Source organism: Brachybacterium massiliense (assembly GCF_900184245.1).
Classification (GTDB): Bacteria; Actinomycetota; Actinomycetes; order Actinomycetales; family Dermabacteraceae; genus Brachybacterium; species Brachybacterium massiliense.
In genome coordinates, this window is the sequence record NZ_FXXB01000008.1 from 1,471,320 (window position 1) to 1,494,340 (window position 23,021).

Annotated in this window: 25 protein-coding genes and 1 pseudogene; 17 read left to right on the forward strand and 9 right to left on the reverse strand. The window is 71.7% G+C overall.

Features of this window, described 5'->3' with window-relative positions; all coding sequences use genetic code 11:
* Position 1 precedes the first annotated feature (1 nt).
* A complete protein-coding gene (locus BN4251_RS16590) occupies positions 2-1,288 on the forward strand; it encodes an RNA polymerase sigma factor (protein WP_087486108.1) in 1,287 nt (428 codons plus the stop codon).
* Between the two features lie 35 nt (positions 1,289-1,323).
* Here the strand turns inward: BN4251_RS16590 and BN4251_RS16595 are convergent, their stop codons facing one another.
* Complete coding sequence (locus BN4251_RS16595) at positions 1,324-1,581, reverse strand: metal-sensitive transcriptional regulator (protein WP_087486109.1); 258 nt, start codon at positions 1,579-1,581, stop codon at positions 1,324-1,326.
* A gap of 132 nt (positions 1,582-1,713) precedes the next feature.
* Here BN4251_RS16595 and BN4251_RS16600 point away from each other — a divergent pair.
* The 5 genes and pseudogenes from BN4251_RS16600 to BN4251_RS16620 all read left to right on the forward strand — a co-directional run.
* Positions 1,714-2,283 (forward strand): annotated as a pseudogene (locus tag BN4251_RS16600) (sulfite exporter TauE/SafE family protein); the annotation flags it as partial.
* Positions 2,284-2,512: 229 nt separating this feature from the next.
* Positions 2,513-3,940, forward strand: a complete 1,428-nt coding sequence (locus BN4251_RS16605; protein WP_087486110.1) for an MBL fold metallo-hydrolase — start codon at positions 2,513-2,515, stop codon at positions 3,938-3,940.
* A gap of 21 nt (positions 3,941-3,961) precedes the next feature.
* A complete protein-coding gene (locus BN4251_RS16610) occupies positions 3,962-4,123 on the forward strand; it encodes a hypothetical protein (RefSeq protein WP_087486111.1) in 162 nt (53 codons plus the stop codon).
* A gap of 54 nt (positions 4,124-4,177) precedes the next feature.
* Positions 4,178-4,591 carry a MerR family transcriptional regulator gene (locus tag BN4251_RS16615; protein ID WP_087486112.1) on the forward strand — a complete coding sequence of 138 codons (414 nt, stop codon included), beginning with the start codon at positions 4,178-4,180 and terminating at the stop codon, positions 4,589-4,591.
* A 112-nt stretch (positions 4,592-4,703) separates the two neighbouring features.
* Positions 4,704-6,251, forward strand: coding sequence for a SulP family inorganic anion transporter (locus BN4251_RS16620; RefSeq protein ID WP_087486113.1), 1,548 nt, complete (start codon positions 4,704-4,706; stop codon positions 6,249-6,251).
* Positions 6,252-6,335: 84 nt separating this feature from the next.
* On the opposite strand, the gene BN4251_RS16625 is transcribed toward BN4251_RS16620, so the two are convergent.
* Positions 6,336-6,869, reverse strand: a complete 534-nt coding sequence (locus BN4251_RS16625; protein WP_245810394.1) for a GNAT family N-acetyltransferase — start codon at positions 6,867-6,869, stop codon at positions 6,336-6,338.
* 116 nt (positions 6,870-6,985) lie between these two features.
* Positions 6,986-7,141 carry a hypothetical protein gene (locus BN4251_RS18385; RefSeq protein ID WP_170932011.1) on the reverse strand — a complete coding sequence of 52 codons (156 nt, stop codon included), beginning with the start codon at positions 7,139-7,141 and terminating at the stop codon, positions 6,986-6,988.
* 98 nt (positions 7,142-7,239) lie between these two features.
* On the opposite strand from BN4251_RS18385, the gene BN4251_RS16635 reads away from it, so the two are divergent.
* The 7 genes from BN4251_RS16635 (at position 7,240) to BN4251_RS16665 (ending at position 12,318) form a co-directional block, all read left to right on the forward strand.
* Positions 7,240-7,839, forward strand: coding sequence for a DUF3887 domain-containing protein (locus BN4251_RS16635; RefSeq protein WP_212647627.1), 600 nt, complete (start codon positions 7,240-7,242; stop codon positions 7,837-7,839).
* Positions 7,836-8,822, forward strand: a complete 987-nt coding sequence (locus tag BN4251_RS16640) for a CPBP family intramembrane glutamic endopeptidase (RefSeq protein WP_245810395.1) — start codon at positions 7,836-7,838, stop codon at positions 8,820-8,822. The genes BN4251_RS16635 and BN4251_RS16640 overlap by 4 nt, the downstream gene beginning before the upstream one ends.
* Before the next feature lie 190 nt (positions 8,823-9,012).
* Entirely contained in the window at positions 9,013-10,404 is a 1,392-nt protein-coding gene (locus BN4251_RS16645) for an amino acid permease (protein ID WP_087486437.1), read from the forward strand.
* A 101-nt stretch (positions 10,405-10,505) separates the two neighbouring features.
* Positions 10,506-11,093 carry a CueP family metal-binding protein gene (locus BN4251_RS16650; RefSeq protein WP_087486118.1) on the forward strand — a complete coding sequence of 196 codons (588 nt, stop codon included), beginning with the start codon at positions 10,506-10,508 and terminating at the stop codon, positions 11,091-11,093.
* 170 nt (positions 11,094-11,263) lie between these two features.
* Entirely contained in the window at positions 11,264-11,611 is a 348-nt protein-coding gene (locus tag BN4251_RS16655; RefSeq protein WP_425426217.1) for a protein kinase family protein, read from the forward strand.
* Between the two features lie 57 nt (positions 11,612-11,668).
* Entirely contained in the window at positions 11,669-11,956 is a 288-nt protein-coding gene (locus BN4251_RS16660) for a type II toxin-antitoxin system ParD family antitoxin (RefSeq protein ID WP_087486119.1), read from the forward strand.
* Positions 11,956-12,318, forward strand: a complete 363-nt coding sequence (locus tag BN4251_RS16665; protein ID WP_087486120.1) for a type II toxin-antitoxin system RelE/ParE family toxin — start codon at positions 11,956-11,958, stop codon at positions 12,316-12,318. The genes BN4251_RS16660 and BN4251_RS16665 overlap by 1 nt, the downstream gene beginning before the upstream one ends.
* Positions 12,319-12,338: 20 nt before the next feature.
* Here BN4251_RS16665 and BN4251_RS16670 read toward each other — a convergent pair whose 3' ends face one another.
* A complete protein-coding gene (locus BN4251_RS16670) occupies positions 12,339-14,411 on the reverse strand; it encodes a heavy metal translocating P-type ATPase (RefSeq protein WP_087486121.1) in 2,073 nt (690 codons plus the stop codon).
* A 218-nt stretch (positions 14,412-14,629) separates the two neighbouring features.
* On the opposite strand from BN4251_RS16670, the gene BN4251_RS16675 reads away from it, so the two are divergent.
* Positions 14,630-15,055, forward strand: a complete 426-nt coding sequence (locus tag BN4251_RS16675; RefSeq protein ID WP_087486122.1) for a VOC family protein — start codon at positions 14,630-14,632, stop codon at positions 15,053-15,055.
* Between the two features lie 70 nt (positions 15,056-15,125).
* A complete protein-coding gene (locus BN4251_RS16680) occupies positions 15,126-15,788 on the forward strand; it encodes a carbonic anhydrase (protein ID WP_087486123.1) in 663 nt (220 codons plus the stop codon).
* A 17-nt stretch (positions 15,789-15,805) separates the two neighbouring features.
* On the opposite strand, the gene BN4251_RS16685 is transcribed toward BN4251_RS16680, so the two are convergent.
* The 5 genes from BN4251_RS16685 to pabB all read right to left on the reverse strand — a co-directional run bounded on the left by BN4251_RS16685 (position 15,806) and on the right by pabB (position 21,095).
* Positions 15,806-16,630 carry a sugar phosphate isomerase/epimerase family protein gene (locus tag BN4251_RS16685; protein WP_087486124.1) on the reverse strand — a complete coding sequence of 275 codons (825 nt, stop codon included), beginning with the start codon at positions 16,628-16,630 and terminating at the stop codon, positions 15,806-15,808.
* 29 nt (positions 16,631-16,659) lie between these two features.
* On the reverse strand, positions 16,660-17,094 hold the full coding sequence (locus tag BN4251_RS16690; RefSeq protein ID WP_245810397.1) for a hypothetical protein: 435 nt from the start codon (positions 17,092-17,094) through the stop codon (positions 16,660-16,662).
* Positions 17,095-17,117: 23 nt separating this feature from the next.
* On the reverse strand, positions 17,118-18,458 hold the full coding sequence (locus tag BN4251_RS16695) for a hypothetical protein (protein ID WP_245810398.1): 1,341 nt from the start codon (positions 18,456-18,458) through the stop codon (positions 17,118-17,120).
* Between the two features lie 11 nt (positions 18,459-18,469).
* Entirely contained in the window at positions 18,470-19,243 is a 774-nt protein-coding gene (locus BN4251_RS16700; protein WP_087486127.1) for a hypothetical protein, read from the reverse strand.
* A gap of 100 nt (positions 19,244-19,343) precedes the next feature.
* Positions 19,344-21,095 (reverse strand): aminodeoxychorismate synthase component I, encoded by a 1,752-nt coding sequence (pabB, locus tag BN4251_RS16705; protein WP_245810399.1) that lies wholly within the window; start codon positions 21,093-21,095, stop codon positions 19,344-19,346.
* A gap of 45 nt (positions 21,096-21,140) precedes the next feature.
* On the opposite strand from pabB, the gene larC reads away from it, so the two are divergent.
* Positions 21,141-22,535: a nickel pincer cofactor biosynthesis protein LarC gene (gene larC, locus BN4251_RS16710; RefSeq protein ID WP_087486128.1), complete on the forward strand. Its 1,395-nt coding sequence runs from the start codon at positions 21,141-21,143 to the stop codon at positions 22,533-22,535.
* A gap of 88 nt (positions 22,536-22,623) precedes the next feature.
* Positions 22,624-23,007 (forward strand): cupin domain-containing protein, encoded by a 384-nt coding sequence (locus tag BN4251_RS16715; RefSeq protein WP_087486129.1) that lies wholly within the window; start codon positions 22,624-22,626, stop codon positions 23,005-23,007.
* Positions 23,008-23,021 lie beyond the last annotated feature (14 nt).

Here is a 23,021-nt window from a genome sequence, read left to right on the forward strand (position 1 = left end):
CATGCACGATCCCTCCGAGAGCGCGACGGCGCGTCCCGACGACCCCACGGCCGTCGAGCGTGCCGTCGCCGCCGTGTGGAGGATCGACTCCGCCCGCATCATCGCGACCCTCACCCGGGTGACCGGTGACTTCTCCCTCGCCGAGGACCTCGCGCAGGACGCGCTGCTCGAGGCGCTGCGGCAGTGGCCGGAGACCGGGGTGCCCCGCAGCCCCGCGGCCTGGCTCACCACGGTCGCGAAGCGCCGCGCGATCGACGCATGGCGCCACCGGGAGCGGCACGACGACCGTCTCGCGCAGCTCGCCCTCGAGATCGAGCGCTCTTCGGACGCTGCGGCCGATGCGCCGCCCTGGGATCCAGACGAGATCGACGACGATGTGCTGCGGCTGATGTTCATCGCGTGCCACCCGGTGCTCTCCCGCGAGGCCCGGATCTCGCTGACTCTGCGGGTGGTGGGCGGCCTGTCGAGCGAGGAGATCGGCCGCGCCTTCCTGGTGCCGACGGCGACCGTGCAGCAGCGGATCGTGCGGGCGAAGAAGACCCTGGCGGGGGCGGGCGTGCGCTTCGAGGTGCCGCCCCGCGAGGAGCTGACCGGCCGGCTCGGGTCGGTGCTGGGGGTGCTGTACCTGATCTTCAACGAGGGCCACACCGCGAGCGGCGGCGAGAGGTGGATGCGGCCCGAGCTCGCCGTCGAGGCGATCCGGCTGGCCCGGGTGCTCTCCGCCCTGCTGCCGCGGGAGCCGGAGACGCACGGGCTGCTCGCACTGATGGAGTTCACCGCCGCGCGGTTCCCGGCACGCGTCGATGCGCAGGGCGAGCCGGTGCTGCTGGCGGACCAGGACCGCCGACGCTGGGACCACGGCCGGATCCGACGCGGGCACGAGGCTCTGACCCGTGCGGATTCGACGGGCCGGGGACGGGGCGTCTACGGGGTCCAGGCCGCGATCGCGCAGTGCCATGCGGTGGCCGAGAGTCTGGAGACCACCGACTGGGGCCGGATCGTGGAGCTGTACGAGGCGCTCAGCGGCCTCGCCCCCTCCCCTGTCGTCGAACTGAACCGGGCCGCCGCGGTGGCGATGGCCTCGGGCCCTGCCGCGGCGCTTGAGCTGCTCGACGAGATCGCCGCCTCCGGGAGGCTGCGCCGCTATCACCTGCTGCCCGCCACCCGGGGCGAGCTGCTGCGGCAGCTGGGCCGCGAGGCGGAGGCCCGGGAGGAGTTCACCGCGGCGGCGGCGCTGGCCACGAACGATCGCGAACGGGAGCGGCTCGAGGAGAAGGCCTCCGGCTGACCTGCTGCGGCCCGGCCGCGAGCGGCATCGGGCACTCAGGCGAGGCTGAGGAACAGCTTCTCGAGCTCCTTGCGGTCCAGGTCGCCGTTCGGCGAGGTCAGGCACTGCTCCATGCCGCTGGCGATGATGGCGAACCCGGCGCGATCCACGGCCTTGGAGACGGCGGAGAGCTGGGTGACCACGTCCTTGCAGTCCCGTCCCTCCTCGAGCATGCGAGTGACGGCGGCGAGTTGCCCCTGGGCGCGCTTGAGGCGGTGGATGACGGGGGTCATGTCCTCGGGGTTCAGTTCCATGCCAGCTCCTGGGATGCGACGGGTGCTGCGGTCATGCTATACCCCCCGGGGTGTCTTGCATACCCCTTGGGGTATATGCGAGATTCGCTGTGCGGGCGGCCGAGCCCCACCCTGACCCCGAGAGGACACCTCATGACCGCCTCACTCGCCCTGACCCTGCTGCTGGCCGTGCTGGTCGGCGTCTCGCTCGGGCTGCTCGGAGGGGGCGGCTCGATCCTGATGGTGCCGATCCTCACCTACGTGGCGGGCCTCCCGCCCAAGGAGGCCATCGCGGCGTCGCTGTTCGTGGTCGGAGTGACCTCTGCGGTCGGCGCCGCGCGCCACGCCCGCGCCGGGCGGGTGCGCTGGCACACCGGAGTGCTGTTCGGCATCGCCGGCATGGCGGGAGCCTTCGGTGGCGGGATCGTGGGCGGCATCCTCCCGGGCACAGTGCTGATGATCGCATTCGGGCTGATGATGGTCGCCACCTCGCTCGCCATGCTCCGCGGCCGACGGGTGACACCCCCGGAGGGCCGCATCCCGGATGAGCTCCCCCGTGGCAGGATCCTCCTCGAGGGCCTCGCGGTGGGCCTGGTGACGGGCCTCGTCGGCGCGGGCGGCGGCTTCCTGGTGGTCCCGGCGCTCGCTCTGCTCGGCGGGCTGCCGATGCCGGTCGCCGTCGGCACATCTCTCGTGGTGATCGCGGTGAAGTCGGGCGGCGGGAGCCGTCGCGGCCGGCCTCGCCACCCTGGGCGGAGCCGCTGCCGCGCTCTGCTGGCTGGCCGTCCCGAGGTGCCCCCTGCGCACTACCCGGCCTGCGACATGAGCTGAGCGACTTGCATACCCCCGGGGGTACCTAATACCCTCCGGGGTATCACTGGCCGAGATTCCCGCCGACACGGCAGGATGAAGGAGAACGGCCGGCTCCATGACTCGAACCGCAGGAGGAACCATGCTTCTCGAACGCATCTATGACGAGGATCTGGCCCAGGCCAGCTACCTCATCGGCTGTCAGGCCCGCGGGGAGGCGCTGGTGGTGGATCCGCGCCGCGACATCCAGGTGTACCTGGACCTCGCCGCCCACCACGGCATGCGCATCACGGCCGTCACCGAGACCCACATCCACGCGGATTTCCTCTCCGGCACCCGGGAGCTCGCCGCCGCCACCGGCGCCACCGCCTACGTCTCGGGCGAGGGCGGCGAGGAGTGGCAGTACGGCTTCGAGGCCGAGCGCCTGCTCGACGGGGACACCATCGCCCTCGGCAACATCACGATCCCCGCCCGCCACACCCCGGGCCACACGCCTGAGCACCTCTCCTACCTGGTCACCGACGGTGCGGTCACCGACGAGCCGGGCTACTACCTCACCGGCGACTTCGTGTTCTCGGGCGATCTGGGCCGCCCGGACCTGCTGGACGAGGCCGTGGGCATGGAGGACACCCGCTTCGCCGGGGCCAAGCAGCTGTTCGCCTCGCTGAAGAACGCCTTCCTCACCGTGCCCGACCATGTGCAGGTCTTCCCCGGCCACGGCGCCGGCTCCGCCTGCGGCAAGGCGCTGGGCGCCCTGCCCTCGACCACCGTGGGCTACGAGCGCCGCTTCGCCTGGTGGGCTCCCTATCTCGCCGCCGACGACGAGCAGGGATTCATCGACGAGCTGCTCGACGGCCAGCCCGACGCCCACGCCTACTTCGCCCGCATGAAGCGTCAGAACACCCTCGGTCCCGCGCTGCTCGGCGAGCGCACCGCGCCGCGCGAGGTGAGCGCCGAGGAGCTGACGCGCGGCCTCGAGGACGGCTCCCTCGCCCTGGTGGACACCCGTCCCGTGGCCGAGGTGCATGCCGGGTCCGTGCCGGGTGCGCTGAGCATCCCCTCTCTCGGGAAGGCCGCGACCCACATCGGCTGGGCCTTCGATCCGGAGTCCGACGACGCCGAGCTGGTGGTCCTGGCCGACAGCGCCGAGCTGGCGCGAGAGTACGCCGACCACTTCGTGCGCGTGGGCGTGGACTCCCTGACCGGCCGGATCGACACGCTCGCGGGCCTGCCGAGCGCCGTGCCGCAGGTGGTCTCTCCTGCGGAGATCGAGGCGCTGCGCGGCGAGGAGGGCACCGCCCTGCTGCTGGATGTGCGCAATCGCAGCGAGCACTCCGCCGGCACGATCCCGGGCGCCGAGCAGCTCTCGGCCGGCAAGGTGCTCTTCCACCGCGACCAGCTCCCCTCCCCCGAGGCGGGGCGCCTGGTCACCTTCTGCCAGTCCGGGCTGCGCAACTCCGTGGCCGCCTCGGCGCTGCGCCGCGCCGGCCACGAGGTGGTCGAGGTCGAGGGCAGCTACGCCGGCTGGGCCCGCTGGGCCGCCGAGAACCAGTCCGCCACCACCCCCTGACACCCCCGAGAGGACACCACCATGTGCCGAGCAGTCACCTGCAAAACTTGCGGCAAGACCACCTGGGCCGGCTGCGGCCAGCACGTCGACCAGGTCATGAAGGACGTCGCGGCGAAGGATCGCTGCGAGGGCCACGAGAAGGCCCCCAGCCCGGGCTTCCTCTCGCGCCTGTTCGGGCGCTGAGGAGCGTCCGATCCTGCGCAGGGATCGGCTCCGTGCGTGAGGCACACTGACGCCATGGACGATTCCGAGGGCCGCCACGGACTGCTGCACATCGGCGCGGTCGCTGAGCGCACGGGGCTGAGCCTGCGCACGTTGCGCCACTATGACGAGATCGGACTGGTGACGCCGTCACAGCGGAGCGAGGGAGGATTCCGCCTGTACTCCGCAGAGGATGTGGAGCGGATCCTGCTAATCCGGCGCATGAAGCCGCTTGACTTCTCCCTCGAGCAGATGCGGGAGCTGCTGGAGGTCACCGACGCACTCGAGGGGCCGGATGCTCCCGAGAGCGCGCGTCGGGCGCTGCGCGAGTTCGAGACCTATGCGCTCGCGCGGCGCGACGCGCTGGAGAGGAAGGTGGCGATGGCCGACGAGTTCCTCGCCCGCCTGGGAGAGCTCTCGAACCCTGCGGGCGACGACCCCAAGGTGTGAGGCAGGTCTCCCCACGGGGCCTCAACTCTCACGTAACGTGAGGGTCGACCCAGCGGTCCCGTGCGGCGATGCTCCGTGATGCCAGGACCGTACCCTCCGTCCTAGGACCCCCATGTCGTCTGTGCGCCCGCAGAGCACCGATCAGCTCCAGCATTCCCAGCAGCAGCCCGCGACAGTCCGCTCCGCCCTGCGCGATCCGCGGAGGCTGAAGACGGAGGTCCTCGGCGGGCTGGTGGTCGCCCTGGCGCTGATCCCCGAGGCCATCTCCTTCTCCATCATCGCGGGCGTGGCCCCGCAGGTCGGGCTGTTCGCCTCCTTCACGATGGCGGTGACGATCTCGATCGTCGGCGGTCGCCCCGCCATGATCTCCGCCGCGACCGGCGCGGTGGCCCTGGTGGTGGCTCCCGTGGCGATGGAGCACGGCCTGGACTACCTGATCGCGACCGTGCTCCTGGCCGGCCTGCTGCAGATCGTGCTCTCGCTGCTGGGCGTCGCGAAGCTGATGCGCTTCATCCCCCGCAGCGTGATGACCGGCTTCGTCAACGCCCTGGCGATCCTCATCTTCCTCGCCCAGCTGCCGCACCTGCTCGGAGCGGATATCCCCTGGCTCGTCGTCCCTCTGGTCGCCGCCGGCCTGCTGATCATCATCGGCTTCCCGAGATTGACCCGGGCGGTGCCGGCCCCGCTGATCGCGATTGTGGTGCTGACCGTGGTGGTCCTGGTCGCCGGGTGGCGGGTGCCGAACGTCTCCGACCAGGGAGAGCTGCCCCAGTCGCTGCCCTCGCTGCTGCTCCCCGACGTGCCCTTCACGCTCGAGACCCTGCAGATCATCGCCCCCTTCGCGATGGCCATGGCGCTGGTGGGGCTGATGGAGTCGCTGATGACGGCGAAGCTGGTCGACGACATCACCGACACCCACTCCGACAAGACCCGCGAGGGCTGGGGGCAGGGCGTGGCGAACGTGGTCACGGGCTTCTTCGGCGGCATGGGCGGCTGCGCGATGATCGGCCAGACCATGATCAACGTGAAGCAGTCCGGCGCCCGCACTCGGCTGTCGACCTTCCTGGCGGGCGTCTTCCTGCTGATCCTGGTGGTCGCCCTCGGTGACATCGTGGGATTGATCCCGATGGCGGCGCTGGTCGCGGTGATGATCATGGTGTCCGTCGCAACCTTCGACTGGCACAGCGTCCGCCCCACCACGCTGCGGGTGATGCCGTGGTCGGAGACTGCGGTCATGCTGGTCACCGTCATCGCGACCGTGGTCACCGACAACCTCGCCATCGGCGTGGTGCTCGGCGTGCTCACCGCGATGGTCCTGTTCGCACGGCGGGTCGCGCACCTGGTCGGCATCGAGAAGGTGTGGGAGAAGGACGTGGACGGCGACGGCACGGTCGATATCCGCCGCTACGCGGTCAAGGGCCAGCTGTTCTGGGCCTCGAGCAATGACCTCGTCTACCAGTTCGATTACGCCGGCGACCCCGAGGTGGTGATCATCGACCTCACGTCCGCCGATGTCTGGGACGCCTCCACCGTCGCGACCCTCGACGCCGTGCAGTCGAAGTACGCGGCCCGCGGCAAGGAGGCCCGCATCATCGGCCTCGACGGCGCGAGCCTGCAGCGCCTCGAGAGGCTCTCGGGGAAGCTCGGCGCCGGGCACTGAACTGCGACCGCTGGTCCGCGCCGCCCTGCTGCGCCCCCTGGCCCGCGCCGCGCTGCGCGCCGGAGGCCTCGGGTTCGCCCACGCTCACCGCATGGTCGCACCGAGCTCCTCCTCGCTCAGCGCACGGTCCGAGAACACGAGGCGCATGGCCGACGGGTCCGGGTTCCCGGCATCCGGGCCCCGATGCCGCAGCGTGAGCCCGACCTTCTCCGCCACGACGGCGGAGGCCCGGTTGTGCTCGAGCAGGTACGCGACGACCGGCAGCTCCGGCCGCGTATCCCGCGCGGTGCAAAGCGCGGTCCGGGCGAGCTCGGTGGCGAGCCCTCTCCCCTGCGCCTCGGGCGCGAAGCGGTAGCCGAGGTTCCAGAAGGTGTTCTGGCGCACCGCGCAGCCGCCGTGGCCCACGACCTCGCCGCCCTCGCGCACCACCCAGGCGCCGAGGCCCTGTTCGCGCCAATCGTCGATCCAGCGCTCGAGCGCACCGCGGGTGACGTCGAGGTCGGCGAAGCGCCCGCTGGGCAGGTGCGTCCAGGTGCGGGGATCGGAGTAGAGCCGGTGCAGCTCCTCGAGATCCTCGGGCAGCGGAGCCTCCAGCTCCAGACGCTCGGTCCTGGTCACGACCTCTCCTTCCGCTCGGGTCTCTCCTGGCGCTCGGGTCTCTCCTGGCGCTCGGCCACCCTGTGCGGCCAGAGGGATCTTATGGGCGGGCCCGGACACCGGCAGCGGGCGCCCGGTCATGGCGCGGCCGTGAACCCTCGCAGGGTGGGGCTCAGCGCCCCGGCGAGCGCGGTCGGCAGGAATCCGGCTCCCGCGGCGACCAGCACCCACCCGCCGCCGAAGCGCCCCGCGAGCAGGCCGCCGATCAGCGGGCCGAGCGGCGACAGGGCCATGCTCGCCACTCCGAGGAGAGCCCCGATGCGGCCGAGCATGTCGGCGGGCCGGTAAAGCAACCCTTTACACGCCTGCGAAGTAAAGCTAGCCTTTACACATGACAGAGCAGTGGAGCGCAGCGGCCGACGAGATGCAGGAGCGAACCCGCCTGCTCTGCGCCGCCCGGTCGGCGCGGGACTGGGGCGGTGCCGTCGCCGCCGGCGCGAGCCTCAGCGACTCGGCGGAACAGCTGCTGCGCAGCACCATCCATCTCGCACGCACCGAGGGGGCCTCGTGGCAGGTCATCGGCGACGCCCTCGGAGTCACCCGCCAAGCGGCCTTCCAGCGCTTCGGGAAGCCGCGCGACCCGCGAACAGGAGAACTCATGAACACCACACCCTTGGCAGACGCCCCCAGGATCGCCCGCACCGTGCTCGACGACCTGGCGGCCGGCGCCTGGTCGGCCGTCACCGCCCGCTTCGACCCCGCCATGGCGGACGGCCTCTCGCAGGAGGGCCTGGGAGAGGTCTGGGCACAGATCATCAGCCAGGTCGGCGCGCTCGAGAGCTGCGGCACCCCGCAGGCCTCACGGGCGGGCGAGCTCACCATCACCAACACCCCGCTCGAGTTCGAGGCGGGCGAGTTGACCGCGCGGATCACGTTCCACGACGACCGCACTCTCGCCGGCCTCTACTTCCTGGACCCGCAGAACTCATGAGCACATCCCCGATCCCGCCCGGCCGACGGGGCGGCATGTCCCGACGGGACCTCCGAGCCGTCGTCGTCTTCGTGCTCGTGGCCTACGCGGTGGCGTGGCTGATCGCGCTCCCGCTGTGGCTCGGGGACGGCCTGGCCAGTCCCTGGTTCCCCGTCGTCTCCGTGGCGATGATGGTGGCCCCGACGATCGCCGCCCTGGTCACGATGCTGACCGTCGACCGGCCGCGCTCGATTCCGAGGAGGCTGGGGATCTGGCCGCTGAGGCCGGTGGGCCGCCTGCTCGCCTACCTCGCCCTGGGCCTCGTGGTCCCGATGCTCCTGGTGCTGGCGGCCCTCCCCCTCGGGACGGCCCTCGGCCTCTACCCGGCGGACCTCCAGAACTTCTCCGCGTTCCGCGAGCTCACCGAGGCGCAGCTCCGCGCCGCCGGCCAGTCAGGGCTGTCGGCGCCGATCGAGGTGCTGGTGATCGCGCAGCTCGTGTCCATCCCGGTGGGTGCGCTGCTCAACATGGTCCCCGCCCTCGGCGAGGAGCTCGGGTGGCGAGGCTGGCTACTCCCGAAGCTGATGCCGCTGGGGACTCCGTGGGCCCTCGTCCTCTCCGGCATCATCTGGGGACTCTGGCACGCCCCGGTGATCCTGCTCGGCTACAACTACCCGGGCGCCCCCGGGTGGCTCGGGCTGCTGTGCATGGTGGGCATGTGCATCGTGGTCGGCGGCGTCTTCGGATGGCTGCGCCTCCGCTCGGAGTCGGTATGGCCCGCGGCGCTCGCCCACGGCGCGTTCAATGCGACCGCCGGTTCGTACCTGCTGTTCGCGCAGGCAGGTCAGCCCATCGACACCACACAGGCCACCATCCTGGGGTGGAGCGGCTGGATCCTCCCGCTCGCGCTGGTGGTCGTGCTGCTGGCGACGAACCAGTTCCGGGCACGGACCGGAGCAGGCCCAGGAGGGGAGCACCTGCCTTCCGGGCCTCAGGGTTCGTAACCGGTCACCCGCGCGCTCGCGGCCGCTGGACGTCGGGTCCCACGCGGCCGCTGCGGGAGTGACCGGACACACGTACCGCACCCCACCCCGTCGGCCGTACTGTGTCAGATGCACAAGAAGTGCCCCTCCCCTCGGCCGCCCCGGAGCATTCCCCGATAAGCACGACCACGCAGCCCCGGAGCATTCCCCGATAAGCACGACCACGCAGGACACCCCAGCCCCCGCCGCGACCCGGCGCCGCCGAGGCCTCAAGGCCCGCCACATCCATTTCATCGCGCTGGGCTCCGCGATCGGCACCGGCCTGTTCTACGGCTCCGCGGGCGCGATCCAGGCGGCAGGACCGTCGGTGCTGCTGGTGTACCTGCTGGGCGGCGCGGTCGTGTACTTCATGCTGCGGGCCCTCGGGGAGATGGCGGTGCGGCTGCCGATCTCGGGCTCCTTCGCCGAGTACACGCGCCGATTCCTGGGCCCCTGGGCGGGGTACATCACCGGTTGGATGTTCGCCTTCGAGATGCTGATCGTGTGCCTCGCCGATCTCACCGCGATCGCGATCTACATGCGCTTCTGGTTCCCGGACACGGCGCAGTGGGTGTGGGTGGCGGTGACGCTGCTGATCGTGGGCGCGGCGAACCTCGCGAGCGTGCGCTGGTTCGGGGAGCTCGAGTTCGTGTTCACGATCGTGAAGGTCGCCGCGGTGGTCGCGATGATCGTCGGCGGCGCGGCGATCCTGGTGCTCGGCCTGGGCGCGCAGAGCGGCGGGGGGCCGCTCGCGAACCTCACGGCCGACGGCGGCTTCTTCCCGCACGGCCCGGGCGGGATGATCAGCGCGTTCATCCTGGTGCTGTTCGCCTTCGGCGGCACCGAGATCATCGGCGTGGCCGGCACCGAGGCGGAGGATCCCGGCACCGCGATCCCCAAGGCCGTGAACACGGTCCCGGTGCGGATCCTGCTGTTCTACGTGCTCGCGATCGGCGTGATCCTGCTGATCACCCCGTGGCGGCAGATCACCGGTGAGCAGTCCCCGTTCGTGCAGATCTTCGACACCCTCGGCGTGAACTGGGCGGCGGCGCTGCTGAACATCGTGGTGATCACCGCGGCGCTCTCGGCGATCAACGCGGACCTCTTCGGTGCGGGCCGCGTGGTGGCGGGCATGGCCCGTCAGCGCCTGGCCCCTCCTGCACTGTCCCGCACGGTCAAGGGCGTGCCGGTGCTGACCACCCTCGCGATGCTCGCGGTGCTGGTGGTGGGCGTGGCGCTGAACGCGCTGCTGCCCGAGCGGGTGTTCACGATGGTCGCGTCGCTGGCGACCTTCGCGACGATCTTCGTGTGGCTGATGATCCTGCTCGCCCAGGTCGCCTCCCGCCGCGGGATGAGCCGCGAGGAGCGGGAGGCGCTGCAGTTCCCGGTGCCGCTGTGGCCCTACGGGCAGATGTTCGCGATCGGGTTCATCCTGTTCACCTTCGCGATCATGATCTGGCAGCCGGAGTACCACACGGCCCTGCTGGTGGGCGTGGGCTTCCTCGGCCTGATGTCGGTGCTGTACCTCGCTCTCGTGCACGGGCCCGCCGCGCACCGTTCGTGACCGGAGAGCTTCTCCTCACCCGCAGGACGAAGGCCCCACGCCCGCGAGACCGGGCGAGGATAGGGTCTTCCCATCCCGTCATCGTGCCCTGAGGAGTACCCGTGCGCCCCGCTCCCACCCTCGCCCGACGGCGCCTGCTCGCCGGCCTCGTCCTGACCTCCCTGGCGGTCGCTGGCTGCAGCACGGATTCCGCACCCGAGGAGTCCGGGGAGGACCTGCTCGACGCACACGGACTCCAGAACCGAGGCGCCCGCACGCTCATCGAGGAGCTGGAGGCCCTGCCGCTCGCAGACCGCCCCTCGGACCTGCTGGCTGCGGTGCTGCCGGACCGGCTGGACCTCAGCGATGCCAGCGGACGGCAGACCTCGCTCTCACTGAGCGACGAGGATTTCTACGTCTCCGTCGCGCCGTTCGTCGACACCACCCACGACTGCTTCCACCACAGCCTCACCACCTGCGTGGGCGAGCTCCAGGAGCAGGACCTCGAAGTCCACGTCGTGGCGGCCGATGGAACGGTGCTGGTGGACGAGATGCGCACCACCGCTCCCAACGGCTTCCTCGGCCTCTGGCTGCCTCGCGGCCAGGAGCTCGCGCTGACCCTCACCCAGGACGGCGCGAGCGCCTCGACGCAGGTGACCACCACCGCGGACTCCGCCACCTGCCTCACCACGATGCAGCTGACCGACTGAGCGCCTCCGGGACGGCCCCGTCCGACCGGATGCGCCTCACCTGCGTGCGGCCGGGCCCTCGGCGACCTCGCGGGCGCGCGTCGTGGAGCCTCCGGCGTCGCCGAGCAGGATGCCCGGCTGCCGTCGAGCCGCACGGGCGCCGTTGAGGATCACGAGCAGCCACGGATCTCATCCCCGCGAACCTGCTGACCGCCCAGGGGCGCCTGACCGGCGTGCTCGACACCGCCGGCTTCGCCCCGGCCGATCCGGCCCTCGATCTCGTCGCCGCGTGGCACCTGCTGGATCGCCCTCGACGCAGCATCCTGCGCACGCGCCTGGGCAGCTCGGGCCTCGAGTGGGAACGGGGCGCCGCCTGGGCATTCGAGCAGGCCATCGGATTGGTCTGGTACTACCGGGGCACGGACCCGACGATGGAGCAGCTGGGGCGGTCGACCCTCTACCGCTTACTCGAGGACCCTTCCTTCAACTGTGCAGTTCCTCCGGCCATCCGTCAGCGCCCTGGCCGACGATCACCGTGACCCGCTCCCTGGAATCGACATCCTCGTTGGCATAAAATGCCAATGGAGGTGGTTCGGATGCCCACACGGAATGTGGTGCTCAGTCAGCATCAACAGGATCTCGTCGAGTCGATGGTGTCCTCCGGCCGCTACCAGAATGCCAGTGAGGTCCTGCGCGCCGGGCTTCGCCTCCTGGAACTAGAGCACGCCGAGGAAAGGGCGCGGATCCACAGCCTGCGGGCCGCGGCTGATATCGGCTGGGCGGACATCGCCACCGGGCGCTACCGGGATATCGCGGCCGATGAACTGGACACCGTGATCGGTCAGCTCGAGGAACGGGCTGCCCGCGTATCGCAGGACGGCTGATGGTGGCATACCGGCTCAGCCGCGCCGCCGAGGACGATATCGTCTCGATCCTCGCGTGGTTCCAGGATGAGTTCGGGGTCGACGCACGCCATCGATACGCCGCGCTGATCGCCGCCGCGCTCAGGGATGCCGCAGGACGTGGCCTCGGAGCCGAACCCACCGCTCGACCTGAGCTGGGGCCGGACGTCCTCTCGTGGCATCTTGCCCGAAGCCGCGATCACTCCACCGGGGGACGAGTTCGCCAACCCCGGCATGTGATCCTCTGCCGCTGGGATGGCGATGTCCTGGAGATCGGAAGGGTGCTCCACGACTCCATGGACCTGCGCCAGCACGTCGAGAGATGGCTGATCGATCCCGCGTAGACCGCCGGCAACGGCTCCCCTCACCGATGCGCCGCACCCCGCAGCCGCTCGGCGCTCGCCTCCGGCCGAAGGTCCAGCCGGCGCAGCAGCTGCGCATTCAGGGCCACCACGATCGTGGACAGCGACATCAGCACCGCGCCCACGCTCATCGGCAGCACGAAGCCGATCGGAGCGAGCACCCCGGCGGCGAGCGGCACCGCGAGCAGGTTGTACCCGGCGGCCCACCAGAGGTTCTGTCGCATCTTCCGGTAGGCGGCACGGGAGAGCTCGAGCACGGAGAGCACGGAGCGCGGGTCGGAGGAGGCGAGCACCACTCCGGCGGAGCCGATCGCGACGTCGGTGCCGGCGCCGATCGCGAGGCCGACGTCGGCCCGAGCGAGCGCCGGCGCGTCATTGACGCCGTCGCCGACCATCGCGACCCGCTTCCCCTCCTCCTGCAGCTGGGCGACCTTCGCGGCCTTGTCCTCGGGGCGCACCCCGGCGAAGACCCGGTCGATGCCGAGCTCGGCGGCGACCGTCTCGGCCACCGGTCGGGCATCTCCCGTGATCATCACGACCTCCATGCCCTGGGCATGCAGGGCCTCGACCGCGTCCCGGGACTCGGGCCGGATCTCGTCGACCACGCGCAGCGCCCCGATCAGCTCACCGCCTGCGATGACGTGGAGCACGGTCGCACCCTGCTCGCTCCATGCCTCCGTCGCCGGGAGCGGGTCCATCTCGTGCTGGGTGAGCAGGTACGGGCCGCCCACCTCCACGACGGTTCCGTCCACGCTCGCGCGCACCCCCACTGCGGGCGAGGAGCTGAAATCGTCCCCTGCACGATGGGCCAGCTCCCGCTCCTCCGCAGCCCGCACGATCGCCCGTGCCAGCGGGTGCTCGCTCGGCGCCTCGGCGCTGGCCGCGAGGGCGAGCACCTCGTCCTCGGTGCGTGGGTCGACGGTCTCGATTCCGGTCACCGCAGGCTCGCCCCTGGTGAGCGTGCCGGTCTTGTCGAACAGGACGGCGTCCACGGTGCGCATCTGCTCGAGCGCCAGCCGGTCGGTGACCAGCACCCCACCGCGAGCGGCGCGCTCGGTGGCGATCGAGACCACCAGCGGGATGGCGAGACCGAGAGCGTGGGGGCAGGCGATGACCAGCACGGTGATCACACGGATCACGGCCTGGTCGGGGCTGCCCACGAGCAGCCAGACGACGGCGGTGAGGAGGGCGGCGCCGAGCGCGAACCAGAACAGCCATCCGGCGGCGGTGTCCGCGAGGCGCTGGGCGCGGGAGGAGGAGCCCTGCGCCTCGGAGACGAGGCGGCGGATCCCGGCGAGCGCCGTGTCCTCCCCGGTCGCGGTGATCTCCAGGCGCAGGCCCGAGTCGGTGGCGACGGTTCCGGCGACCACCTGATCGCCGATCTCGCGGCGCACGGCGGTGGACTCTCCGGTGATCATCGACTCGTCCATCGCGGCGGCGCCGTCGAGGATCCTCCCGTCGGCCGGGACGGAGGCGCCGGGGCGCACCAGCACCACATCGCCCGTGGCGAGGTCCGACGGGGAGATGGTCACCGTGGAGCCGCCCTCGACCTTCTCCGCCTCATCGGGCAGCAGAGCGGCGAGCGAATCCAGGGCCGAGCTGGTCTGCGCGAGGGAGCGCATCTCTATCCAGTGGCCCAGCAGCATGATCACGATCAGCAGCGCGAGCTCCCACCAGAAGTCCAGCTGCGGATCCAGCAGGCCCAGGGTGGAGCCCCAGGAGGCGAGGAATGCGACGGTGATCGCGAGGCCGATCAGCAGCATCATCCCCGGCGCACGGGAGCGGATCTCCGAGACGGCGCCGGCGAGGAACGGCCTACCTCCCCATAGGTACATGACGGTGCCCAGCAGCGGGGACACCCAGGGGAGCCAGCCGGTCTCGGGCAGGCGGTAGCCGAGCAGCTCCGCGACCATGGCGCTCGCGGCGACCACCGGGATGGCCAGCACGAGCATGATCCAGAACAGCGAACGGAACTGCGCGACGTGGTCACCGTGGCCGGCGTGACCCTCGTGCCCGCCATGGCCCTCGTGGCCGGCGTGACCCTCGTGCGCAGGGGTGTCGGAGTCGTGATGCATCGACGTCTCTCCTCTCGGACGACTCCCTCCACCGTATACCCCATAGGGGTATCCCGCCAGGGCGGTATGACACGCACCATCACGGCACCGGCACGGGCACCGCGGACCTGATCGGCGAAGCGCGAGCCCCGCCGATCTCTTCCCCCCGTCGGACCCCGGGTCTACTCTCGGCCCTGAGCGCACGGCACACCGCCGGCGCCGACGTCGAGGAGGACGCCATGCCCGCAGGACTCCACCCCTATCTCAACTTCGACGGCAACGCCCGTGAGGCGTTCGAGTTCTACGGCCGCTGCCTCGGGGCGATGCCTCAGTTCTCGACCTTCGGCGAGTTCCAGGCCGTCCCCGAGGGACATCCCGCCTCGGACCTGATCATGCACGGCTCCCTCGAGGTCTCCGATCTGATCAAGCTCTACGTCTCCGACGTCATCGAGGGCATGGCCGCCTACTCCCAGGGCACCAACGTCACGCTCTCGCTGATGGGCGATGACGAGACCTTCCTGCGCGGTGCCTTCGAGAAGCTCTCCGAGGGCGGTAGCATCACGATGCCGCTCGAGAAGCAGATGTGGGGCGACATCTACGGCTCGTTCACCGATCGCTTCGGGATCGTGTGGCAGGTGAACATCTCGTCCCCCGAGACGGCGTGAGAGGCAGGAGTATCCTGCGTCGGGGCCACAGCACGGCGGCCCCGACGTCTCTTGCTAAGGAATCTTCACCATGACCTCTCCCCGCGTGACCGTCCAGCAGGCCTGGGATGCCCTCGTCCAGGGCAACGAACGGTTCATGGCCGGGGAGCTGCGACACCCCCAGCAGAACGCGGCCCGCCGCAGCGAGCTGCGCGGCAGCCAGGCCCCGAACGCGGCGTTCCTGGGCTGCTCGGACTCGCGCGTGGCAGCGGAGATCCTCTTCGACTGCGGTCTGGGTGACCTGTTCGTGGTGCGCAACATCGGCCAGATCGCGAACGACAACACCACCGCGACGATGGAGTTCGCCGTCGCCGAGCTCGGCGTCGCCGTGATCGTGGTGCTCGCGCACGGCTCGTGCGGAGCGGTCAAAGCGGCGATCGATCAGACCACCGCCTCCCCCTCCGAGGTGACCCCCGCGATCCGTAAGGAGCTCGAGGCGATCCAGCCCTCCGTCCAGCAGGAGTGGTTCGCCTCCCAGCAGGTCAGCCCCTACGTGGACCCGTCCCTGATCGATGTGGACGCGGTGGGCCGCCGCCACCTCGACGAGACCATCAACGCGCTCATGCGACAGTCGAAGGTCATCTCCGACGCGGTCGCCGCGGGCGATCTCGCGATCGTGGGCTGCCAGTACCAGCTCGAGGAGGGCCGGGTCTCCCCGATCTCCTGGGTGGGCAAGGTCGAGATCGCGGCCTGACCGCGCGCCGGGTGGAGTCAGCCGAGGGCGGTGCGCACGATGCCGTGCAGCTCCTCGAGCCGGCCCCACTCGTCGTCGTCGCTGCCGGCGTAGACCAGGGAGAGCCGGCCGCTGTACCCGGCCTGCGCGAGCGCGGCGAGGCTGCGGGAGATGTCCTCCGCATCGAGCACGCCGGGCGAGGATTCGCGCACCTTGACCTGTGAGCATTCGGCGCCGCCCGCGACCGCGGCGATCTGCGCGTACTTGTCCGGCCCGTCCCAGTTGCCGGTGTCGATCAGCAGCCCCACCTCGCCCTCGAGGCGCTCGAGCAGCGCGCGGGTGGTCTCGGCGCCCACCAATAGCGCCTTCCAGTTCTCGGTGAGCACTCGGAGGCCGGGGTGGTCTGCGGCCAGGGCGCGCAGTCGCTGCGCACTGAGGGCGAGGGTCTCGGGCGTCGGCGGCTGATCACCGGCGGGCACGCGGGCCCGGCACGCGCCGAGCTGCTCGGCGATCTCGAGCCATCCGGACAGCCAGCGCTGCTGCTGCGCCCCATGCTCGGGATGGGTCACGTCCCCGTCGTCGACGAGGAAGCACTCGAGGTCCACCTGCGCGCTGGCGAAGGCGTCCTGCAGCTCGGCGAGGTAGGCGGAGTCGGTGCGCGGGAGGTAGAAGTGGCACAGCTGGGCGCTGGTGAAGCCGTGGGCGGCGAGCTGCGCGGGCAGCTCGAGCAGGTCCAGACCGTTCTCGGCGGGGTTCTCGGTGAGGCCGCCCGACGGCGCGGAGCCGGGCGCGACGTAGCGGCCCATGGTGCGGAACAGGGACCAGGTGTGGACGGCCTTGGTGGGATCGAGCGAGGGGGTCATGGCTCTCCTGTCGTCGGCGACCTCGCAGCTCAGAGACTGAAATGTGTCGCCAGGTCGTCGGTGGTGGGGTTCGCGCCGGAGGCCGGGGGAACCACGTCGGCGGTGGTCACGCGGGTGCTGCGGTCACCGTCGGGGTGGGCCTCGAGGCGCACATAGGCGGTGCGCACGTCGGGCTGTGCGAGGTAGGTGCGGGTCACGGTCTCGAGCACCGTCAGCAGCGACTGCTCGATCTGCTCGCGGTCCTCGCCCGCGAGCACCAGCACCCCGCTGAGGGTGGTGCCGGCGGTGGAGCTGTCCTGGAACTGGACCGCTCCGCCGAGGTGCTCGGGGAGCTCCTGGACCGCGGCGCGCAGCGCGTCCTGGACAGCGTCCACGTCGCTGCGCCCGCCCACGCCGCAGGCGGCGAGCAGGCTGGCGATGATCCCCACGAGCGCTCCTCTGCGGCCGATGTCCCTGCCTGTCATCGGGCCATTGTGTCGCACCGGGGTCACTCGTGGTCGCGGTGCACGCCCGAGATGTAGTGCTGGACGCTGTCCGGATCGCCCTTCAGGAAGGGCTGCAGGCTCGGGTCCTGGGAGTACGCGTACAGCGGCGAGGTCGGGTCCTGCAGCTGGGCGGCGACCGACTCCTGGTACTCGGCGCCGCTGTGGTTGGTGCCGACGTCGAAGGGGTGCGCGCCGGGGCTGTCGAGGGTGATGGTGGTGGCGTGCTCGGGCCCGCCGCCGCCCGGCCCGAGGGCGGCGCCGCCCAGGTCGATCTTCGGCACCACGTCCGCGCCGTGCTGGAGGTTCAGCTGGTTCACGGAGCTGGGCACGGCGTAGTTGTCCACCGGGGAGCCGTAGGTCATCACGTTGGTGAGGTTGTACTGCGCGGCGAACTCCGGGTTCGCGGCGAGGCTCGCGGCGATCATGCCACCCTGGGAGTGACCGTTGAGCATCAGCGGGGTGCCGGGCGGGATGCCGTGGTCCGCATAGAGCTGAGCGATCGCGTCGGCCGTGGCCTCGGAGCCGGCGGACCAGCCGTTCGGGCCGGCCTGCAGGGCGTTGCCGGTGAGGTCCATCGGGTTGTCCCCGGCACCGGGGCCCCACAGCTCGGTGCCCGGGATGTTCACGATCACGCCGGTGGGCGGGTTGCCGACCACGCTCATCGAGACCTCGCCGGTCTGCTTGTCGCCGTAGGTCTGGTTGGTGTTGGCGATGATCTGCGCGAGGTCGCCGGGCGCCACCAGGCCAGATTGCTCGGGGGTGACGGCCCGGGGCGCATCGGCGTAGCCGGTGCCGTCGTCGGCCCATCTCAGGTCGTGGCCGGTGAGCAGCTCGATCACGTCCCCGGTGCCGCGGACCAGGCCGGTCAGCCCGCCCACCAGAAGCTCGGTCACGCGCGGCCACTCGAGATCGCGGATCGCATCGATCGCGGTGCCGAGGAAGTCCCGGCCGTCCTGGATCCGGTCCCCCAGCCAGTCCATGCCGTCGGAGAAGCGGTCCCCGAGCCAGTCGACGCCGCCGCGGATCCCGTCGACGATGTCCCCGCCGGTCTCGCCCAGCCAGTCCATGGCCTGGCCGAACCAGCCCTCGCCCTCGACGGAGGAGGCCTGCTCCTGCTCCTCGGCGTGCCGCTGCAGCTCACGGGAGCGCTCGCCCAGGCCCGGGACCACGACCCCCTCCCCCTGGCGGCGCACGGCGCCCCACTGCTCACGGAAGGCGTCGGCGTCCGGGCCGATCCATTCGACGCCGCTCACGCTCGAGTGCAGCCCGTCCATCACGCCCTCGAGTCGCTGCGCGGCCCGCTCTAGCGCCTCGGACTCGCTGAGCACCTGGTCGGTGTCCATGCCCTGGAACATCAGGCGGCCCTTCCCGTGGTGACGGCGGTGACGTGGTTGATCGCGGCGATGACCTTGGCGCGCATCGCGGAGGTGAGGGAGCCGGGCTCGAGGGCGCGGGCCTCGGCGCCGTCCTCACCGGGCACCAGCACGGCGAGCTGCTCGCCCTGCTCGCCGAAGGCGTACCAGGAGCCGCCGCTGACCACGGTCTCCTCCGGGGTGGGGGCGGCGGTCACGAGCATCTGCACCTCGGCGAGCGCGGGCGCGTCGGGCAGCTGCTCCGGGGCAGGCGCGGGATCGGAGTCGGTGAAGGCGGGGCGCTGCGGCAGCACCTTCTCGAAGACGGCGCTGAGGTGCTCGATCGTGGACAGTCCCAGCAGCACTGCGTCGGCGCGGCGTCCCAGGCGCATGGTCTCGGCGTCGGCGGTGACCTCGTGCATCTGGTCGATCAGGGCGACGACGCGGCCGGCGATCAGCAGGCGGGTGGTCCAGGCGCGGTCGCCGTCCACGCACACCAGCTCGATGCTGACGGGGGAGCGCAGCACGGTGTGCAGCAGCTGCAGCCAGTGGCGGTCGATGACCAGGCCGTCCTCGGTGCCGGGGGCGTCCACGAGGAGCCCCACCAGCTCGAGCTCGACGATCTGCTCCTCGGTGAGCTCGGCCTCGGGCTGCTCGTCCCGAGCGAGGGCGCGCACCCAGTGCCAGGACGCCTCGGAGATCCGCACCAGGCGGGAGTCGCCCGGGAGTGAGGTGATCCGTGGTCTCTGCTCGGCGGTCGTGTCGTCGGCTGTCATGCTCGGCCCCTCCGTGGATGTGCGGCTGAAGGCGCCGCGATGCGCCCTGGTCAGGAGCGTATGCCGGGGGCGGGGAGGGAGGAATGGGGAGTTCTCCCCATCAGAGTGCGGCGAGCACCGCCGGGCGCCATCCGCGGGCGGAGCTGAGCACCGCGAGCTGCTCGGCCTCACGCACCATGGAGACAGTCAGCTCGCGCTCCACCATCTGTCCGACCTCGAGCGCGAGGCGGCGGCCCACGCCGTCGAGGCACCCGTCGTGCAGGGGCGGGGTGCACCAGGTGCCGTCGATCCGGGCGGCGAGGGTCGCGATGGTGGTCTCGACGGCGCGGCCGTGCTCGCCCAGCAGCACGACGTCCTCCGCGCCCGGGTGGCGCTCCCGCGCTGCGGTGAAGTGCCCGCGCACGGTGGTCTTGTGCCAGCTGAGCCCGGCGGGGAAGGCGGTGCGCACGGTGTCGAGGGCGAGCCGCACCGGCTCTGATGACGCGACGAGGGGCCGCGATGAGATCTCGAGCGACCCGTCCGCTCGCAGCGCGAGCCGCAACAGCACGGGCGCCGCCCCCACGGCCCGCACCGCCTCTCTCGCCGCCGCCTCGAGCTCCTCCCGGCCGACGGGGACCCCCAGCACCGCGGCCGAGCCGAGCATCCGCTCCAGGTGCCGCTGAAGGTGCCGCGCCTGCCCGCCCTCGACGGCGAAGGTCTCCAGCAGCGCGAAGGGCTCCTGCGGCCCCGTCGGCAGCACCGCCGCTTTGACCAGCAGCTCCTCGTACTCGGCCGACGCCTCCGACGCCCAGGTGATCCCGCCGCCGGTGCCGTAGACCGCGGAGCCGTCGGCCTGATCGAGCACCACGGTGCGGATCGCGACGTTGAAGCGGGCCCGCGGCGCCTTGCCGGGGGCGAGATACCCGATCGCCCCGCAGTAGGCGCCGCGCGGGGAGTCCTCGAGCTCGGCGAGCCGCGCCATGGTGGACAGCTTCGGGGCGCCGGTGATCGAGCCGCAGGGGAACAGCGCCTCGAGCACGTCGACGAGCCCCGTCCCCTCGCGCACGCGGCCCTGGATCCGGGAGGTCAGCTGCCACACGGTGGGGTACTCCTCGGCGACGAGCAGCTCGGTGACCTGCACGCTGCCCGCCTCGCACACGCGGGCGAAGTCGTTGCGCAGCAGGTCCACGATCATCACGTTCTCGGCGCGGTCCTTCTCGCTGCCCAGCAGCGCCTCCCGGGCGGCGCGATCCTGCGCGGCGTCGTTCCCGCGGGCGGTGGTGCCCTTCATCGGGGCGGTGCGCAGCAGGCCGTCCTCCCAGGTGAGGAAGGATTCAGGGCTCGCGCTGAGCACGGTGTGCCGGCCCAGATCGAGGTATGCGTGGTGCGCGCCGCGCTGACGGTGGGCGAGCGCGCCGTAGAGCCCGAAAGCATCGCCCTGGAAGCGGGTGCGCAGGCGGGTGGTGAGGTTCGCCTGATAGGTGTCTCCTCGCGCGATCGCCTCCCGCACCGCCTCCACCCTGTGCGCATGCTCCGCCGCGGACCAGTCCGGCACCCAGTCCCCGAGCGTGAACCCCTCCCCCGGGGTCAGCGGGAGAGGCTGCTGCGCGGGGGCGTCGGCGATCCCGAACCACACCAGCGGCAGGCCCTCCTGCGGCTCGTGCACTCGGGCGTCGGGGTCGAGCCCGGCGGCGGCCTCGTAGGCGATCATCCCGAACGCCCAGGCACCGCCCGCGACGGCCTCCTCGACCTCGGAGAGCGCTGCCCGCACCTGCTCGGGCCGCTCGGCGGTGATCACCCGGTGGGCCCGGTCGAACTGGAGGCTGCGCCCCGCCGGGACGTCATCGAAGCGCGCGAGGGGCGGGGTGGTCATGAGAGGCATCATGCCTGATCGGCCGCGCGGTCTAGCATCAGGGACATGGACTCCGCCTCGCATCCCTCGTCCCGTCCGGCCTACATCGACGCGACCGCCGGGATCGCCGGTGACATGCTGCTGGCCGCCCTCATCGATGCGGGCGCCGATCTCTCCGCGGTGCAGCGGGTGCTGGATGCGCTGATCCCGGACTCGGTGCGCTTCGTGCGCTCGTGGGTGGACCGCGGCGGGCAGCGGGCGGTGAAGGTCGACGTGGAGGTGCTGGTCGAGGATCCGCCCCACCGCACCTGGGCCTCGATCCGCGAGATGCTCGAGCAGGCCCGCGGCCGCGAGGACGTCCCCGCCCGCACGCTCGACCTGGCGCTGGGGGTGTTCGGCCGTCTCGCCGAGGCGGAGGGCGCGACCCACGGGGTCCCGGCCGACGAGGTGCACTTCCACGAGGTGGGTGCGCTGGACTCCCTGGCCGATGTGATCGGCGCCTGCGAGGCCTGGCGCCAGCTGGGCATCACCGAGGCCACCGGCAGCGTGCTCGCCGTGGGCTCGGGCCGGATCCGCGCCGCGCACGGCGACATCCCCGTCCCCGTGCCCGCGGTGGCGCGCCTCGCGCTCGGCTGGCCGACGGTCGCCGGCGAGCTGCTCCCCGCCCGCGGCCACTGGCACAGCCACGCGCACTCCCACGATCACCCCCACAGTCACGGCCACGGGGAGGGGCACAGCCACTCCCACGACCACCTCCCCGCCCACGCCCAGGGCGGCCCCCACGAGCACGGCGGCAGGCGAGTCCCGGCCGGGGTCGCCCCCGGCGTCGGCGAGCTCGCGACCCCTACCGGCGTGGCCCTCCTGCGCGGTCTCGCCGCGACCGCGGGGCCGCAGCCGATGCTGGTCACCGAGGCGCTCGGCGTCGGCGCCGGCACGAAGGACACCCCGGGTAGACCGAACGTGGTGCGCGTCCTCGTCGGCCGCAAGCTGACGCCCGACGCCCACGCCACCCCCACCGCCGCGCTGCAGCTCGAGGCGAACGTCGATGACCTCGATCCGCGGCTGTGGCCGCGCGTGGTCGAGGAGCTGCTCGAGGACGGCGCGCTGGATGCCTGGCTGGTGCCGATCTCGATGAAGCACGGCCGCCCCGCCGTGACGATCCACGCCCTGGTGCGGGAGGGCTCCGAGGACGCCGCGGCCGCCCTGCTCATGGACCGTACCGGCAGCCTCGGGGTGCGCATGCACCGGGTCGAGCGGATCATCCGCACTCGCGAGTTCACCGAGGTCGAGGTGCGCGGCCAGCGCATCGCAGTGAAGGTCGCTCGCGACCAGGACGGCACCGTCGTGCGGCGCGAGCCCGAGTTCCGCGACGTCGCCGCCGCGGCCCGCGCGCTCGGGATCAGCGAGAGGGTCATGCTGGACCTGGCCCGCGCAGCCGCCTCCGGAGCCGCGGACGCCTAGGGCCGGCTCTCGCCGATCCGCCAGCGGGACCGCGCGGACTGACCGATACTGGAGGTGGACCCGCGCCGTTCCCGAGGAGGAGGACCCCATGCCTGCCCTGCCCGATGCGATCACCCAGGCCCTCGACAAGGCCCGCAAGGCCGAGAACGGCCGTCATGCCGAGCTGCTGGTGAACGACGGCCCCCTGCGACAGAGCGTCATCGCGTTGCGGCGGGGTGTGCGGCTGCCCGAGCACAACTCCCCGCCCGCCGCGTCGATGCAGGTGGTGCGCGGCAGCGTGCGCGTCACCGGGCAGGAGGAGGCGGAGCTGCGCGCCGGCGACCTCGAGGCGCTCACGCACTTCCGTCACGCCGTCGAGGCGCTCGAGGACTGCGCCTTCCTGCTCACCACCGTCACCTCCCAGCCCGGCGGCGGCAGCCATGACACCCGCACCGGCGAGCTGCCGGTGACGGCGGACGACGACCGCGCCTGAACCTCTCAGGCGCG

Bases quoted from the DNA above. Each gene is read 5' to 3' on its own strand.
- BN4251_RS16590 (WP_087486108.1), top strand. From the start codon at position 2: ATGCACGATCCCTCCGAGAGCGCGACGGCGCGTCCCGACGACCCCACG.
- BN4251_RS16595 (WP_087486109.1), bottom strand. From the start codon at position 1,581: ATGGAACTGAACCCCGAGGACATGACCCCCGTCATCCACCGCCTCAAG.
- BN4251_RS16605 (WP_087486110.1), top strand. From the start codon at position 2,513: ATGCTTCTCGAACGCATCTATGACGAGGATCTGGCCCAGGCCAGCTAC.
- BN4251_RS16610 (WP_087486111.1), top strand. From the start codon at position 3,962: ATGTGCCGAGCAGTCACCTGCAAAACTTGCGGCAAGACCACCTGGGCC.
- BN4251_RS16615 (WP_087486112.1), top strand. From the start codon at position 4,178: ATGGACGATTCCGAGGGCCGCCACGGACTGCTGCACATCGGCGCGGTC.
- BN4251_RS16620 (WP_087486113.1), top strand. From the start codon at position 4,704: ATGTCGTCTGTGCGCCCGCAGAGCACCGATCAGCTCCAGCATTCCCAG.
- BN4251_RS18385 (WP_170932011.1), bottom strand. From the start codon at position 7,141: ATGGCCCTGTCGCCGCTCGGCCCGCTGATCGGCGGCCTGCTCGCGGGG.
- BN4251_RS16635 (WP_212647627.1), top strand. From the start codon at position 7,240: ATGACAGAGCAGTGGAGCGCAGCGGCCGACGAGATGCAGGAGCGAACC.
- BN4251_RS16640 (WP_245810395.1), top strand. From the start codon at position 7,836: ATGAGCACATCCCCGATCCCGCCCGGCCGACGGGGCGGCATGTCCCGA.
- BN4251_RS16660 (WP_087486119.1), top strand. From the start codon at position 11,669: ATGCCCACACGGAATGTGGTGCTCAGTCAGCATCAACAGGATCTCGTC.
- BN4251_RS16665 (WP_087486120.1), top strand. From the start codon at position 11,956: ATGGTGGCATACCGGCTCAGCCGCGCCGCCGAGGACGATATCGTCTCG.
- BN4251_RS16670 (WP_087486121.1), bottom strand. From the start codon at position 14,411: ATGCATCACGACTCCGACACCCCTGCGCACGAGGGTCACGCCGGCCAC.
- BN4251_RS16675 (WP_087486122.1), top strand. From the start codon at position 14,630: ATGCCCGCAGGACTCCACCCCTATCTCAACTTCGACGGCAACGCCCGT.
- BN4251_RS16680 (WP_087486123.1), top strand. From the start codon at position 15,126: ATGACCTCTCCCCGCGTGACCGTCCAGCAGGCCTGGGATGCCCTCGTC.
- BN4251_RS16685 (WP_087486124.1), bottom strand. From the start codon at position 16,630: ATGACCCCCTCGCTCGATCCCACCAAGGCCGTCCACACCTGGTCCCTG.
- BN4251_RS16690 (WP_245810397.1), bottom strand. From the start codon at position 17,094: ATGACAGGCAGGGACATCGGCCGCAGAGGAGCGCTCGTGGGGATCATC.
- BN4251_RS16695 (WP_245810398.1), bottom strand. From the start codon at position 18,458: ATGGACACCGACCAGGTGCTCAGCGAGTCCGAGGCGCTAGAGCGGGCC.
- BN4251_RS16700 (WP_087486127.1), bottom strand. From the start codon at position 19,243: ATGACAGCCGACGACACGACCGCCGAGCAGAGACCACGGATCACCTCA.
- pabB (WP_245810399.1), bottom strand. From the start codon at position 21,095: ATGACCACCCCGCCCCTCGCGCGCTTCGATGACGTCCCGGCGGGGCGC.
- larC (WP_087486128.1), top strand. From the start codon at position 21,141: ATGGACTCCGCCTCGCATCCCTCGTCCCGTCCGGCCTACATCGACGCG.
- BN4251_RS16715 (WP_087486129.1), top strand. From the start codon at position 22,624: ATGCCTGCCCTGCCCGATGCGATCACCCAGGCCCTCGACAAGGCCCGC.